General features: G+C 69.3%; 15 protein-coding genes. 12 read left to right on the plus strand and 3 right to left on the minus strand.

What is annotated here, in order from left to right; genetic code table 11:
* The first annotated feature begins 99 nt into the window (after positions 1-99).
* Entirely contained in the window at positions 100-1,611 is a 1,512-nt protein-coding gene (locus tag ACGFNP_RS36445; RefSeq protein ID WP_393326525.1) for a CHAD domain-containing protein, read from the plus strand.
* A 28-nt stretch (positions 1,612-1,639) separates the two neighbouring features.
* Here the strand turns inward: ACGFNP_RS36445 and ACGFNP_RS36450 are convergent, their stop codons facing one another.
* Together ACGFNP_RS36450 and ACGFNP_RS36455 are read right to left on the minus strand one after the other, a co-directional pair.
* Entirely contained in the window at positions 1,640-1,987 is a 348-nt protein-coding gene (locus ACGFNP_RS36450; protein ID WP_358318025.1) for a luciferase family protein, read from the minus strand.
* Between the two features lie 181 nt (positions 1,988-2,168).
* Positions 2,169-3,080 carry an esterase-like activity of phytase family protein gene (locus ACGFNP_RS36455; protein ID WP_393326528.1) on the minus strand — a complete coding sequence of 304 codons (912 nt, stop codon included), beginning with the start codon at positions 3,078-3,080 and terminating at the stop codon, positions 2,169-2,171.
* Between the two features lie 402 nt (positions 3,081-3,482).
* Here ACGFNP_RS36455 and ACGFNP_RS36460 point away from each other — a divergent pair, with 402 nt between their 5' ends.
* The 10 genes from ACGFNP_RS36460 (at position 3,483) to ACGFNP_RS36505 (ending at position 13,347) form a co-directional block, all read left to right on the plus strand.
* A complete protein-coding gene (locus tag ACGFNP_RS36460; RefSeq protein WP_393326531.1) occupies positions 3,483-4,886 on the plus strand; it encodes an alkaline phosphatase PhoX in 1,404 nt (467 codons plus the stop codon).
* 215 nt (positions 4,887-5,101) lie between these two features.
* Complete coding sequence (locus ACGFNP_RS36465; protein WP_393327495.1) at positions 5,102-5,305, plus strand: luciferase family protein; 204 nt, start codon at positions 5,102-5,104, stop codon at positions 5,303-5,305.
* 146 nt (positions 5,306-5,451) lie between these two features.
* Positions 5,452-5,715, plus strand: coding sequence for an inorganic phosphate transporter (locus ACGFNP_RS36470; protein ID WP_393326534.1), 264 nt, complete (start codon positions 5,452-5,454; stop codon positions 5,713-5,715).
* Positions 5,712-6,080, plus strand: a complete 369-nt coding sequence (locus tag ACGFNP_RS36475; protein ID WP_393326537.1) for an anion permease — start codon at positions 5,712-5,714, stop codon at positions 6,078-6,080. Before ACGFNP_RS36470 ends, ACGFNP_RS36475 begins: the two co-directional genes overlap by 4 nt.
* Positions 6,081-6,230: 150 nt before the next feature.
* Entirely contained in the window at positions 6,231-7,718 is a 1,488-nt protein-coding gene (locus ACGFNP_RS36480) for a mannitol dehydrogenase family protein (protein ID WP_393326539.1), read from the plus strand.
* Between the two features lie 141 nt (positions 7,719-7,859).
* Positions 7,860-9,320, plus strand: coding sequence for an extracellular solute-binding protein (locus tag ACGFNP_RS36485; protein WP_393326542.1), 1,461 nt, complete (start codon positions 7,860-7,862; stop codon positions 9,318-9,320).
* Positions 9,321-10,253 (plus strand): sugar ABC transporter permease, encoded by a 933-nt coding sequence (locus tag ACGFNP_RS36490; RefSeq protein WP_358318018.1) that lies wholly within the window; start codon positions 9,321-9,323, stop codon positions 10,251-10,253.
* Complete coding sequence (locus tag ACGFNP_RS36495) at positions 10,250-11,194, plus strand: carbohydrate ABC transporter permease (RefSeq protein ID WP_358318017.1); 945 nt, start codon at positions 10,250-10,252, stop codon at positions 11,192-11,194. Before ACGFNP_RS36490 ends, ACGFNP_RS36495 begins: the two co-directional genes overlap by 4 nt.
* A 7-nt stretch (positions 11,195-11,201) precedes the next feature.
* Positions 11,202-12,215: an NAD(P)-dependent alcohol dehydrogenase gene (locus ACGFNP_RS36500; RefSeq protein ID WP_358318016.1), complete on the plus strand. Its 1,014-nt coding sequence runs from the start codon at positions 11,202-11,204 to the stop codon at positions 12,213-12,215.
* A 22-nt stretch (positions 12,216-12,237) separates the two neighbouring features.
* Positions 12,238-13,347, plus strand: coding sequence for a sn-glycerol-3-phosphate ABC transporter ATP-binding protein UgpC (locus ACGFNP_RS36505; protein WP_358318015.1), 1,110 nt, complete (start codon positions 12,238-12,240; stop codon positions 13,345-13,347).
* A gap of 7 nt (positions 13,348-13,354) precedes the next feature.
* Here ACGFNP_RS36505 and panD read toward each other — a convergent pair whose 3' ends face one another.
* The gene (gene panD, locus ACGFNP_RS36510) at positions 13,355-13,765 is read right to left on the minus strand and encodes an aspartate 1-decarboxylase (protein ID WP_358318336.1); all 411 of its coding nucleotides are present in this window, start codon (positions 13,763-13,765) and stop codon (positions 13,355-13,357) included.
* A 130-nt stretch (positions 13,766-13,895) separates the two neighbouring features.
* Here panD and ACGFNP_RS36515 point away from each other — a divergent pair, with 130 nt between their 5' ends.
* Positions 13,896-14,897, plus strand: coding sequence for an ABC transporter substrate-binding protein (locus tag ACGFNP_RS36515; protein ID WP_358318014.1), 1,002 nt, complete (start codon positions 13,896-13,898; stop codon positions 14,895-14,897).
* Positions 14,898-14,907 lie beyond the last annotated feature (10 nt).

Consider the following 14,907-nt stretch of genomic DNA (forward strand, 5'->3'; position numbering starts at 1 on the left):
TACATGATCCGTCACCGAAGGTCACCAGGCTGCAGTTTCGGGGCCTTCGATGGGGTAGGTGGGTGCTCGCCGACCTGTCTGTAGTCGAGGAGCACGGTGATGGCGAGCCACGTGGAAATCGAACGCAAGTACGACGTCGACGGGGACGTCGAGATCGGAGACCTCACCGGCCCGGACGGCGAGATGACGGCGGACGAGCCGGAGACGTGGCGGCTGGTTGCGGAGTACGTCGACACTGCGGCCCTGACCCTCGCCACCCACGGCATCACCCTGCGCCGTCGCCAGGGCGGCGAGGACGCCGGGTGGCATCTCAAGCTGCCGATGGCCAAGGGGGCCAGGCGGGAGGTCCACGCGCCGCTCGGCGCCGACGTCCATCACGTGCCCGTCCAGCTGGCCGAACTCGTCGCGGCCCACGTACGCGGACACGAACTCGTCCCGGTCGTCACCTTGGAGACCACCCGCACGGTGCGGCGGCTGCACGACGACGGCGGCAAGGTCGTGGCCGAGGTGGCCGACGACCAGGTGGTGGGCCGCCGCCTGGACCGGGACCGCCGGCCGGCGTCGTGGCGCGAGATCGAGGTCGAGCTGGTCGAGGGGTCCACCGGCGTACTGGACGCCGTCGAGCGCAGACTGCGTGCGGCCGGGGCGACGCCGTCCCCGTCGGTGTCCAAGCTGGCGCGCGTGCTGGGCGACGACCTGCCTCCGGCCGCGGACCGGGGTTCGGGGCGGAGCGCCGGCGCCGCCCTGGCCGCGTACCTGCGGCGGCAGCGCGAGCGCATGCTCGGCTACGATCCGCTGGTCCGGCTGGCCGATCACGACGACGACTCGGTGCACAAGATGCGCGTGGCGGTACGGCGCATGCGCAGTGTGCTGCGTACCCACTCCCGGCTGTTGGACGGCGACCGGGTCGCCCCGCTGGAGGCGGAGCTGAGATGGCTGGCCGGTGAGCTGGGCACGGTGCGCGATCTCGAAGTGCTCACCGCCCGGTTCGACCAGCGACTGGCCGGGCAGCCCCAGGACGGCGGCCTCGGGAACGCGCGCTGGCCCGGCCTGCTGGCCACGCGAGAACGCAAGGCCCGGCAGACGCTCAGGCAGACGCTGAGTGCGCCGCGTTACTTCACCCTGCTGGCCGCCGTCGACGACTTCATCGCCGACCCGCCCTTCCAGGACCGGGCCGGGCGCAAGGCGAGCCGCCAGACGCCCCGCCTGGTGGCCAGGAGCTGGCGCAAGGTGCTCACCAGGTACACCGAGGCCCAGAGACTGCCCGAGGGCGCCGAGCGCGACAGGGCCCTGCATTCCACCCGCAAGGCCGCCAAACGCGCCCGCTACACCGCCGAGGCCGCGACCCCGGTGCTCGGCAAGCCCGCCAAGAAGCTCGCCAAGCAGGCCGAACGGCTGCAGGAGACCCTCGGCCGCCGCCAGGACGCGCTGGTCGCCCAGCAGGAGCTCACCCAGCTCGCCACCCGTCCGGGCCTGCGGGTGGCCGACGCCTTCACCCTCGGCCTGCTGCTCGCCGACGAACGCCACGCGGCCGACGCGGCACTACGCGACCTCGCGCCGGTCTGGAAGAAGGCCGCCAAGCCCCGGCTCCTGAACGCGCTCAACGCCTGATCCGGGCGGCCGTCGCGGTCAGGCGGGGTCAGGCGGGGTCGGTGTTGGCCTTGATCGCGAGGCTGACCAGCGCCACCAGGAGATCGAGGTCGGCGCGCGTGTCGAGCCGGAGGGCGATCCATCCGTCCTGTGCGGCGAGGTGAACGTGCGCGGAGGAGGCGAGCGCCTCGTGCAGGCGTTCGACGACGGGCCGGGTCAAGTGGAGGCGGGCGGTGTCGCGGCCGGTCAGCCGGAGGATCTCGATGTCGCCCACGGTGAAGACGACGGCGTCGGGAGCGTGTGCCATGGCCAGGACGGACCAGGTGGCGAACTCGGTTTTGGCTCGTTCCATGTAGGACGTCGGGCCGCCACCGGGTGCGCTCAAGGGGACCGCCATGCGACCCATACTGAGTGCCCGTTACCCATGTGACGCCTGCCGTTCTTTAACCGTTATGGTGCTCTGACACTCCCGCGACCCTTCTGACCGTTATATGATCAAAGGTCCTTTTATAAGGATATTGGAGCGTACCAGCCACCGCGACGGCGGGAGGGGGCGGGCCGGGCCCGCCCCCTCGTCGTCATCGAGCGTGCAGGCGGAAGGGCAGGCGGACGGTGATGAACTCGTCGTTGTCCGGCTGACCCGCCGTCCGTCCGGACGAGAACGGGAAGTTGTTGTCGTTGAGGATGCCGAGTGTGCGGTCGTCGAGGATCACGACGTCCTCGATGGTCTGGAACGGGAAGCGGAAGGTCTCCCCGAACCCGCCCAGCCCCTTGGGGTTGGCCAGGTCCAGCAGGTCGGCGGCGAGGGTCTTGTCCAGCGCGCCGTCGTGGTCGCGGTCGCGCTTGTCGGCCAGGTAGACGCGCTTGAGCGCGGCGGCGTCGCCCTGGTTGTTGTCCCGCTCGATGATCAGGAACCGGTTCTCGTCCACCGCGATGGCATCGCCGATCGCGTTGGCGGGGCTGTCCAGCTTGTACGTCCAGCGCTTGCTGGTGTACGCCCGCCCGCGGACGTCGAACTCGTTCAGCCGCAGCGTTCCCGCCGGGTCTCCGCTGACCGTGCCCTCCAGCAGCGGGTAGAGCCACCGCCCGTCGGCCGAGCGGGCCATGCCCTCGAAGCCCTTGCTGCCGGCCAGGTTCGGCGTCGCGCCGTTGAGCGTCGGGTTCTCCGGCGCCTTGACGCCGGGCAGCTCGATCGGCGCCTCCAGCAGCGTCCCGGTGGCGGAGAAGTGCAGTAGGAACGGGCCGAACTCATCGCCGATCCAGTACGTGCCGTCCGCCGACCTGACGATCGACTCCACGTCGAAGTCGGCACCGGTGAGCTTCCGGTCCGCCCTGGTCAGCGGCCAGGACACCCGGCCGCGCGGGTCGGACAGGTTGAACCCGCCCAGCACCTGGACGGTGCCCGCCTTGAAGTCCGGCTTGATCCGGTGCACCCGCAGCAGGAAGTCGGCGCTGTTGTTCTTGGCTCCGTACCCGTTGTCGGACAGCACGTCGAAGCTGCCGTCGCCGCGCCGGACGATGCCGCTGAAGCCCTGGACGGCTGGCCGGCGAAGGGCGGGGTGACGCCGTTGATCGGGGTGGTGCCGAGCTGAGCGCCGGAGGGCTCGCTGCCGGGCACGAAGGTCTGCGCCGGGAGCGCGGCGAATCCGGTCAGCGTGGCGGCGCCCACCGCCAGGGAGATGCGTTTCATGCCCGGCACGCTAGGAGTGTCACATGTCGTGTTTCCAAACGCAGCGCGTACGAGTCGTTCATCTTCGGACGATCTTCCCAGGTCGGGTCTGCCGCTTTCTTCATCCAGCGTTCACCATAGGTGCGGAGTGCGGGGTGCCGGCCTTTCCCCTGAGGCAGTTGGGTCGGCTCCTGCAGACGTTCGACGCTGGAGGAGATGTCCCATGTCCGCACCTGTTTCCCGCCGTTCCTTCATCAGCCGCGGCACCGCCGGCGGCCTCGGCATCGCGTTCGCCGGCAGCATTGAGGCGATCGCCGGGCCCCCCGCGTTCGCGGCCACGCGGCCCCCGCTCGGCTACGGCCCGCTGGTCGCCGATCCGGCCGGGATACTGGCCCTGCCCGCCGGGTTCTCGTACCGGATCGTCGCGGAGGCGGGGGTGACGCTGCTGGAGAGCGGCGAGCCCACGCCGAGTGACGCGGACGGGACCGCGAGCTTCTCCCATGGCCGGGGCGCCACGCTGGTCAACAACCATGAGATCGGCGGCAGCGAGCCGTACCGGGTGCCCGCCCTGCCCGGTCTCACCTACGACCCGGGCGCGGGCGGCGGCACCACGAACATCGACGTGGACGCGCACGGCGAGCGGATCCGCGAGTACGTCAGCCTGGCCGGCACGCACAACAACTGCGCGGGCGGCAAGACGCCCTGGAGCACCTGGCTGACCTGCGAGGAGACCGAGCAGCGGGCCGGTGGCGCCTTCCAGAAGGACCACGGGTACGTCTTCGAGGTCGACCCGTTCGACCGCAAGGCCAACCAGGACCCGGTGCCGCTGAAGTTCCTCGGCCGCTACTCGCACGAGGCCGTCGCCGTCGACCCGCGCACGTCGGCGATCTACCTGACCGAGGACGCCGGCGGCCCGAGCGGGCTGTACTACCGCTGGACGCCGCCGAGCGGCTTCCGCGGCGGCAGGGGCGCCCTGCGGAAGCTGGCGCTGTCCGACGGCGGCGACACCGCGGGCAAGCTGGAGGCGATGAGCTGCTCCCACGACGGCACGCACGTCGCCGACCTGTCGGAGGCCACCACTCCCGGCACCCGCTACCGGGTCCGGTGGGTGGAGGTGCCCGACCGTGACGCGCGCACCCAGTCGGTCCGCGTGCAGCTCACCAACGACCAGGTCACCCGCAGCCGCAAGCTGGAGGGCGCCTGGTGGGCGGACGGCGGCGCGTACTTCGTCGCCAGCTTCGCCCGCCACACCGACGGCAGCGTCAACGAGCACGACGGCCAGGTGTGGTTCTACGACCCGCGCCACGAGACGGTCACGCTGAAGACCCTGTTCGGCGTCAACCCCGACCCCACCCAGGACACGAACTACGACGGGCCGGACAACATCACCGTCTCCCCGTACGGCGGAGTGATCCTCGCGGAGGACGGAGAGGGCATCCAGCACCTGGTCGGCGTCACCGACAAGGGCAAGGCGTACCCGATGGCGCGCAACGACCACAACGACAGCGAGTTCACCGGCCCCACCTTCAGCGCGGACGGCCGGATCCTGTTCGCCAACATCCAGACCCCCGGGCACGTCTTCGCGATCACCGGCCCCTGGCGCCGCCCCGCCAACACCGACAGCTGATATTCACGGCGCCGTATCGGATAACGGTTGAGGAACACAGGATGGCGGTGCGGTGTGCCGTGGAGCAGCATTAGGGGGTATGGCAGGAATTTCCGTCAGGCGACAGTCGAGCCTTCGTCACGGGCCTTTTGTGGCCCGGGCGATGGCCGAATTGCGTTCCTGGCCGGCGCTGGCGCTGAGCGACACACGGCGAGGCGTCGCCTTCACGGACGAAAATCGTCCGCCTGACCGGCGAGGACGAGGTATGCCTACGCCTGACCGCTCCGGCGATCAGCCGGTTGCAGCCGCATCTGCGTGACTGTGACCAGGTACAGAGCTGCTCCGACCGCGCCTGGGTGGCCGTCCACGTCGACGCCGAGCTCGACCTGGACCTGCTGCTCGCCCTGACCAGCGTGGCCATCAAGGCGCACACACCATAAAGCCACCAAAAATGACCGAGAGGTTAACCGCGGGGAAACGGCGGGCAACCCCTGGTGTCATTTATCCGGTTTCCGCTGGGAGTTCACTGCCGGTTCATTCTGTGCGCCTAACGTGCTGAAAACGTCGAAACGATGAGGACAGCGACATGGAGCACGTGACGTTCCTGGTCGTCGTGGTGATCATCGTGGACGACAAGCTGGTGACCCCGCCGATGGTGTTCGCCGGGCTGATCGGCGCGATCCTGTGGAACCTGCTCACCTGGCTGTTCGGGCTGCCGTCCAGTTCCTCGCACGCGCTGTTCGGCGGTTTGATCGGCGCGGTCTGGGTCGGGGCCGGGATGCGGGGCGTGCACTTCGACACGGTGCTGCAGAAGATCCTCATTCCGGCTCCGGCCCGCCGATCTGGGTGATCGCCGCCGCCGGGGTGACCATCGGCCTGGGCACGTACCTGGGCGGCTGGCGGATCATCCGCACCGTGGGCAAGGGCATCACCGAGATCGAGTCGCCGCAGGGCTTCGCCGCCGAGGCGAGCGCGACCACCGTCATCCTCGCCTCCTCCCACCTGGGCTTCGCGCTGTCCACCACGCAGGTGGTCTCCGGCGCGATCCTCGGCACCGGACTCGGCCGCCGCCTGGCCCAGGTGCGCTGGGGCGTGGCCGGCCGGATGGCACTCGCCTGGCTGCTCACGCTGCCCGCGGCGGCCGTCCTGTGCTTCGCCGCCTGCGCCGCGGTGGTCGGCTACGGCATCTACCTGATCGTCCCGCAGTTCCACTGACCGTCACTACCAAGCGGCTCCGAGCGCCCCTTCCGCAGATCCGCCGGTCTCAGGCTGTGACAACGGCGAGCGGTGCATACAGGCAGGTCAGGAGTTTGAAGCGGGTGGAGTTGGCCATGTTGAGCGTAGGGGGGCCGGTGAGGGGGACCGATGGCTGTGACGACACTGACGCAGGAGACACTGACCGGTCTTTCCGAGCAGGTGGCGGTCCCCTCCTATGACCGGTCGCTGCTCACGGCGGGCATCGTCCACTTCGGGGTAGGGGGATTCCACCGCGCGCACCAGGCGATGTACCTCGACCGGCTGATGAACGAGGGCAAGGCGTTGGACTGGGCGGTCTGCGGGGTCGGGGTCCTGCCCGGCGACGCGCGGATGCGCGACGTGCTGACCGCGCAGGACGGCCTCTACACGCTCGTGCTGAAGCACCCTGACGGGACCCGCGAGGCCCGTGTCATCGGGTCGATCATCGACTATCTCTTCGCCCCCGACGATCCGGAGGCGGTCATCGAGAAGATGGCCGAGCCCGCCGTACGCATCGTGTCGCTCACCGTCACCGAGGGGGGCTACAACATCCACCCCGTCACCGGTGAGTTCGACGCGGAGACACCGGCCATCCGCGCGGATCTGGCACCCGGAGCGCGCCCAGCCACGGTGTTCGGCCTGGTCACCGAGGCGCTGCGGCGTCGGCGGGATCGGGGGGTGCCGCCGTTCACGGTCATGTCGTGCGACAACATCCAGGGCAACGGCGACGTCGCCCGCCGCACCTTCACGGCCTTCGCCCGGCTCGCCGATCCCGAGCTCGCCGCCTGGATGGAGCGCGAGGTCGCCTTCCCCAACTCCATGGTCGACCGCATCACCCCGGCCACCACCGACGAGGACCGCGAGGCCGTGGCCCGGCGGTTCGGGGTGCGGGACGAGTGGCCGGTCATCTGTGAGCCGTTCACGCAGTGGGTGCTGGAGGAGCACTTCCCCGGTGGGCGGCCGCCGTTCGAAGAGGTGGGGGTCCAGGTCGTCGCGGATGTCGAGCCGTACGAGCTGATGAAGCTGCGCCTGCTCAACGCCGGGCACCAGGCGCTGGCCTACTTCGGTTTCCTCAGCGGATACCACTACGTCCACGAGGCGGCCGCCGACCCGGCGATCGCGGCGTTCGTGCTCGCCTACATGGACGTCGAGGCCACTCCCACGCTGCGCCCGGTGCCCGGCGTCGATCTGGACGTCTACAAGCGGACCCTGATCGAGCGCTTCTCCAATCCCGAGGTACGCGACACGGTCGCGCGGTTGTGCGCCGAGTCGTCGGACCGGATCCCGAAGTGGCTGCTTCCGGTCGTACGCGAGCAGCTTGCCCGGGGCGGGGAGGTCGGTCGCTCGGCCGCCGTGGTGGCGAGCTGGGCGCGTTATGCCGAGGGCGTCGACGAATCGGGGGCGCCCATCGCGATCGTCGACCGGCTGAAGGACCGGTTGACGGCCATCGCGGGCACGCAGCGCCGGGAGCCCACGGCGTTCATCGCGAATCGGGAGCTCTTCGGAGATCTGGTCGACGACGAGCGGTTCGTGGAGCCGTACCTGAACGCGCTGGAATCGCTGCACACCAAGGGCGCCCGCGCCACGGTGCGGGAGCTCGCGGAGCACCGCACTTGACCATTTTACTTAACCCACTAAAAGCCAAAATATTCTATAGTCCCGGCGAAAATCTCACATACACCATTTAAAGCAATATCGATTAGGGATAAACATGGTCTTATCGCCCTTTTCTAATGCAGTACCGGGGGTGAAGTGGCCGTGAACTGTCCAGCTCAGCCGAGCCGACGCGACATTCTTCGCGGAGCCTTGGCCGCCGGGGCAGCGGTGACCGTCGGCGGAAGTCTGAGTTCGTGTGGATCTCGCGGTGATGTGACCCGAGCCGCCACCAGCGACCAGTGGCGCCAGTTCCAGGGCGCCACCCTGAACTTCATCTCCGAGAACACCGCCCCGACCGCCGCCATCGCCGCGAACACCAAGCCGTTCACCGATCTGACGGGGATCGACGTCAGGATCGTGACACTCGAGCTGACCGCCCTGGTCCAGCGGGTCGCCCTGGACCTGGCCTCGGGCCGGGCCCAGTACCAGGTGATCTACGCCGACCCCTACCAGGTGCTCGCGCCGTACCAGCGGGGGCTGGTGGACCTGCGCACGTTGGAGGCGGATCCGAACCTGCCCAAGCTGCCCGGCGGGGTCGGGGACTTCATCCCCGTCCAGATGGACGCCGCGGGACGGTTCGTCGATCCCACGGCGTACTACGCCCTGCCGTACGACGCGCCGACGATGATCTGGCAGTACCGGCAGGACCTGTTCGCCAAGTACCACGACCGCATGGCCAACGACCTGGGGTTCGACCCCACTCCCGGCGGCGACCGGACCTGGGAGGAGTACTTCCGGATCGCCCAGTGGTTCAACAAGAACGCGACCTCGGACGTCAAGTACGGCACCGGCCACCAGGCCAGGCAGCACGACTCCCTGATGAACGACTTCAGCAACGTGCTGTGGTCCTACGGCGGCGCCTACTTCGACAACGGCAAGGAAGTGGGCCGTCTGGGCGCGCGGGATCCCGGACCGTGCCGGCTCGACTCCGACGCCGCCATCGCGGGCGCGGAGTTCTACAACCGGCTGCTCTCCATCGCCGACCCCGCCTCCAAGACGTGGGACTGGGACGGCGTCGGCGCCGCCTTCCGCTCGGGCCGGCTGGCGATGTGCCCGAACTGGCATGAGTTCGCGGCCAGCAACGAGCTGGTGATGCCCGGCAAGGCCGGCTACGCGGTGCTGCCCAAGGGCCCGGTCGCCACGGCCAACATGTACGGCGGCACGGGGGTCGGCATCAGCGCGAACACCATGCCCAACGAGCGCGGCGCCGCCTGGCTCTTCCTCGTGTGGGCCACCTCCCCCGAGACGCAACTGGCCAACCTCAAGAGCAAGGCCGGTGGCGGCACCCCCACGCGTACCTCCGTGTACGAGATGCCGGAAGTGCGGGCAGCCGAGAAGCGGCCGTCGCCGATGCCCAACATGCTCACGGCCGCCGCGGTACGGGAGGCCTGGACGCCCGAGCGGATCGGCCTGCGGCCCAAGATCCCGATGTGGAACGAGTGCAACACCGCGATCTTCACCCAGCTGTCCACGATGCTCAGCGGGGCCGAGACACCCGCGAACGCGATGCGTTCGATCAAGTCGCGGGTGGACCAGATCGTGGCGCGAGGGTGGGTGGCCTAGATGACGCACGCGGCGCAGACCTCGGCGGTACGCGGAACGGCCACGCCCAAGAGCAGCCCTCGCAAGGAGCCGCGGATCGGCTTCGAAGGCATGATGATGGCTCCCGGCCTGCTGCTGCTGGCCGCGCTGTCGATCGTGCCGTTCATCGCCCTGATCGCGATGAGCTTCTCCCGCGTCCGGCTGCTGGGCGGAGTACGGCTCGACCTGGTGGGCCTGAGCAACTGGGCGCGCTTCTTCACCGACGCGGACATGTGGATGTCCTGGCTGCGGACGATCATCTTCTTCGTGCTCACCGTCGGGCTGGAGATGGTCCTGGGCATAGGCATCGCGCTGTGCCTGTTCCGGGTGCTGCGCGGCCGCAACATCCTGCTCGCCCTGCTGCTGCTGCCGATGTTCGCCGCACCGTCGATCGTCGGCCTGCTGGGCCGCTACCTCACCGACTCCACCTTCGGGCTCTACGCCTGGGTGCTGCGCGGGTTCGGCTACAGCGGCGACATCCTCGGCGCCCCGCTCAGCGCCTTCGCCGCCGTCGTCCTCATGGACGTGTGGGAGTGGACCCCGCTGATCGCCCTGATCACCCTCGCCGGGCTGTCCAGCGTGCCACAGTCGGTACGGGAGGCCGCCGCCGTCGACGGCGCCCGGGGATGGATGACGCTGCGCTACATCCTCTTCCCGGCGATCTCCAACGTGCTGCTGGTCGCGCTGCTCATCCGCTCGATGGACGCCATCCGCTACTTCGACATCATCTGGGTCACCACCAACGGCGGCCCGGCGGACGCGACCAAGATCGTACCCATCCGGCTGTACGAGACCGCGTTCCGCTTCTTCGACCTGGGCTACGCCGCCGCCATCGGCCTGGCGATGCTGGCCTTCTCGATCTTCATCGCCCGCACGTTCGTGCGGCTGCTGGATGTGCGGGGGTTGACCCGATGAGCACCTCGATGACGCCTCCGTCGTCCCCACCTCTGCAAACCGTTCCCGGTGGGGCCGCGCCGCGGGAGCCGGTCACCGCCGCCCCGCGCGGAGAGGCGCAGTCGCCGCTGGAGGCGAGCAGCCGTCGTTCGCGGTGGATGGTGACGCTGCTCATCGTGGTGGCGCTGCTCTGGACGCTGGTCCCCCTGGTGTGGATGCTGATGTCGTCGTTCAAGAGCGCCCGGGACGTGACCGCGGCCACGCCGCAGTTCTTCTTCGCGCCGACTCTGGACAACTACCGCAACCTGTTCAGCGGGGCCAACAACCTCGGGCCGTACATCGTGCACAGCGTGCTCGCCGCCGGCATCTCCGCGCTGCTCGCGGTCGGCCTGGGCGCGCTGGCCGGGTACGGGCTGGCGCGCACCCACATGCGCGGGAAGAAGCACCTGGCGTTCTGGATCATCTCCACGCGTATGGCGCCCATCGCGGCGGTCGTGGTGCCGCTGTTCCTCATCTTCCGCGGGCTCGGCCTGATCGACTCGATTCCGGGGCTGATCCTGGCCTACCTGACCTTCAACCTGCCCTTCGCGATCTGGCTGATGAGCGCGTTCTTCGCCGAGGTGCCATCCTCGCTGGAGGAGTCGGCGCTGGTCGCCGGCTGCTCCCGCTGGCAGGCCTTCTGGATGGTGATCCTGCCGCTGACCAAGTCGGGGCTGGTCACCACGTTCATCCTGTGCCTGGTCTTCGCCTGGAACGACTACGCGTTCGCCGTGGTCTTCTCCGGGCCGAACTCCCAGACGCTGCCCATCGCCGCCTCCCAGCTGGTCACCCAGACGGGCATCGACTGGGGCCAGCTCACCGCGATCGGCACGATCGTGGTCGTGCCGATGATGCTCGCCGGGCTCGCCGTGCGCCGCTGGCTGGTCACCGGACTCACCCTCGGCGCCATCACCGGGGAGTAGGTGGGCCATGCGCGCGGCCGTACTGCAGGGTGTCGGCAAGATCCAGCTGGAGGAGCGGCCACGGCCCGAGCCCGGCCCCCGGGAGGTGCTGGTGCGGGTCGCCTCGGTCGGGACGTGCGGCTCGGACGTGCACTACTACGAACACGGCCGCATCGGCGACTTCGTGGTGGACTCGCCGCTGGTGCTGGGCCACGAGCCGTCGGGCACCGTGGTCGTCACCGGGCCCGGGGTCAGCCGTCATCGGGTGGGCCAGCGCGTCTCCGTGGAGCCCGGGGTGCCCGACTTCACCTGCCGGCAGTGCCGGGCCGGCCGCTACAACCTCTGCCCGAGCATGCGCTTCTTCGGCACCCCGCCGATCGACGGCGCCTTCTGCGAGTACGTCGTCACCCACGAGGAGTTCGCCCACCCCGTCCCCGACACGCTGTCCGATGACGCCGCCGCCCTGATCGAGCCGCTCTCGGTGGGCGTGTGGGCCTGCCGGAAGGCCCGGGTCGAGCCGGGCACCCGGGTGCTGGTCACCGGCGCCGGCCCGGTCGGGCTGCTGTGCATGCAGACCGCCCTCGCCTTCGGCGCGACCGACGTGCTGATCACCGACGTGAACTCCGTCCGGCTCGGGGTCGCCCGCGACCTGGGCGCGAGCGAGACCCTCGACGTAGGCGAGACCCGCCTGTCCGAAGCCGGGTTCGAACCCGATGTGCTGCTCGAATGCTCCGGTCATCCGGCCGCGATCGGGGAGGCCATCCGCGCGGTGGGACGGGCCGGGCGCGTCGTCCTCATCGGCATGGGCGGGGACGAGATCCCGCTGCCGCTCTCCCACGTACAGACCCGCGAGCTCGAGGTGACGGGCACGTTCCGCTATGCCGGCACCTGGCCGGCGGCCATCGCCCTGGCCGCCGCCGGCCGCGTCCAGCTGGACGCGCTGGTAACCGGCCACTTCGGCCTGGCCGACGTCGAACAGGCACTCACCGCCGGCACCCGTGATCCCAAGCTGGTCAAGGCCGTCGTCCGGCCGCAGGAGTGAGGGTGCGTCCTAAGGAGAGATCATGTCCAGAGTCCTGTACGAAGAGGCGACCCGCGTCTATCCCGGATCCGACCGGCCCGCGGTCGACGCGCTCGACCTCGACATCCATGACGGTGAGTTCCTGGTCCTCGTCGGCCCGTCGGGCTGCGGGAAGTCCACCTCCCTGCGCATGCTCGCGGGGCTGGAAAGGGTGGACGGCGGGCGCATCGCCATCGGTGAGCGCGACGTCACCCACCTGGCGCCGCGTGATCGGGACATCGCCATGGTGTTCCAGAACTATGCCCTGTATCCGCACATGTCGGTGGCCGACAACATGGGCTTCGCCCTTCGGGTGATGAAGACGCCCAAGAACGAGATCGACCGCCGGGTCCGTGAGGCCGCCCACCTGCTGGACCTGGACGAGTTCCTGGACCGCAAACCCAAGGCGCTCTCCGGCGGGCAGCGGCAACGCGTGGCCATGGGCCGGGCGATCGTCCGCGAGCCGAAGGTGTTCCTCATGGACGAGCCTTTGTCCAACCTGGACGCCAAACTGCGCGTACAGACCCGCACGCAGATCGCCGCCCTGCAGCGCAGGCTCGGCGTGACGACGGTCTACGTGACCCACGACCAGGTCGAGGCCATGACCATGGGCGACCGGGTGGCCGTGCTCAAGGACGGGGTTCTCCAGCAGGTGGACACGCCGCTCCGGCTCTACCAGCACCCGGCCAACGTCTTCGTCGCCGGCTTCATCGGCTCCCCGTCGATGAACCTCTCGGAGTACCCGGTCGAAGGCGGCGAAGCGGTCCTCAACGACACGCGGGTGCCGCTGAGCCGCGAGACGCTCAACGCGCTCAAGGACGAAGGCGCGGACCGCGTCATCCTGGGCTTCCGGCCCGAGAGCGTCGAGGTGGTGGGCGAGGGCACGCAGGGGAGCTTCCCGGTCACCGTCACCGTCGTGGAGGAACTCGGCTCCGACGCCTTCCTCTACGGCCAGTACGCCGACACGACCGATCCGGCCCGCCTCGAACAGACCGTCATCGCCCGCGTCGACCCCAACCGGCCGCCGGCCAAGGGCGAACGGGTCCGGCTGCGCATCCTGCCGGGCAAGGAGCGGCTCTTCTCGGCGGTCACCGGCCAGCGGCTGCCCGCCTGACGAGATCTCATTTCCTTCCGGACCGCTGATCGGGAGCGCCCGGCACCGGGGCGGCCGGGTCGGATCCGAGGGCGACGATCCGATTGCGCCCGTCGACGTGGACGACGGACGGGACGTACGACTTGACCTCGCTCTCGTCCACCTGCCGGTAGGACATGATGATGACCAGGTCATCCGGTGACACGAGGTGCGCGGCCGCGCCGTTGATCCCGATCACGCCCGAACCCGCCGGCCCTTCTATGACATAGGTCGTCAGCCGGGACCCGTTGGTGATGTCGACGACGTCGACCCGCTCACCCTCGACGAGGTCGGCCGCGTCCATGAGGACTCTGTCGATCGTGATCGAGCCGACGTAGTGCAGGTCGGCCTGGGTCACGGTGGCCCTGTGGATCTTTCCGCCGAGCAGGGTGCGCTGCATGTCCATGCCCTCCAAGGGGTGGGTAAAAGTTAGGTAATGCTATCCTAAGTTCACCCGTCGACTCCCGCCTGTGCGACCCCCCGGCCAGCGGCCACCGAGACGCCGGAGGGCACAGAGACAAGGAACTCAGATGACTCCTCCCGGCACCGTCCGTCCCTCGCGCGTCGCGGCGATCGCCGTGGCCTGCGCCCTCGTGGTGGGTGCGCTGGTCTCGTGTTCGAGCCCCGCGCAGGCCCCGAAGACCACGGCGGCGGCCGATCCGGCCTTCCCCGTCGCCATCGACCACAAGTTCGGGTCCACCACGATCAAGTCGAGGCCCACCCGGGTGGTCACCGTCGGGTGGAACGACCAGGACTTCGCCCTCGCCCTCGGCGTGGTGCCGGTGAGCACGCGGCAGTGGTTCGACGAGTACCTCACCTACCCGTGGGTCAAGACGGCGCTGGGCGGTAAGCCGCTGCCCACGTTCTCGGCGGAGATCAACTTCGAGGCCATCATCAAGCAGCGGCCCGACCTGATCATCGCGATCTACGAGACGATCAACAAGCAGACGTACGACAAGCTCTCGCAGATCGCCCCGACGGTCGTCCAGTCCAGCAAGTACCCGGACGAGCAGACCCCGTGGGACGTCCAGACGCTCACCACGGGCAAGGCGCTGGGCCGGTCCGCGCAGGCGCAGGCGCTCGTCGACAAGGTCAACGGCAAGATCGCCGAGGCGAAGCAGGCGCATCCCGAGTTCGCCGGGAAGGTCCTCGTGGTGGACTACGGCCCCGAGAACGGACAGCACTACCTGATCCCCGGCCGCGACCCGCGCCGCGCGCTGTTCGACGCGCTCGGCTTCGCCGCCCAGAGCCAGAACGGCGACATCAGCGAGGAGCGGCTGGACCTGCTCGACCGGGACGTGCTGTTCGTCAACGGCTCGACCAAGGCGAAGATGGCCTCGTCGCCGGTCTTCTCCCGCCTGAAGGTGGTCAAGACCGACCGAACCATTTACACGGACTTCTCCACCCCGCTCGGTGGCGCACTGTCGTACAGCGGCCCGGACGCCCTGCTGTACGCGCTCGACGTGCTCGTGCCCCAGCTGGCGAACGCGGCCGACATGAAGCCGTCGACCCCGGTCACCGACCTGTCCTGACCTTCTGCTT

Source organism: Nonomuraea sp. NPDC049269, from assembly GCF_043197155.1.
In the GTDB taxonomy this organism is placed as follows: Bacteria; Actinomycetota; Actinomycetes; order Streptosporangiales; family Streptosporangiaceae; genus Nonomuraea.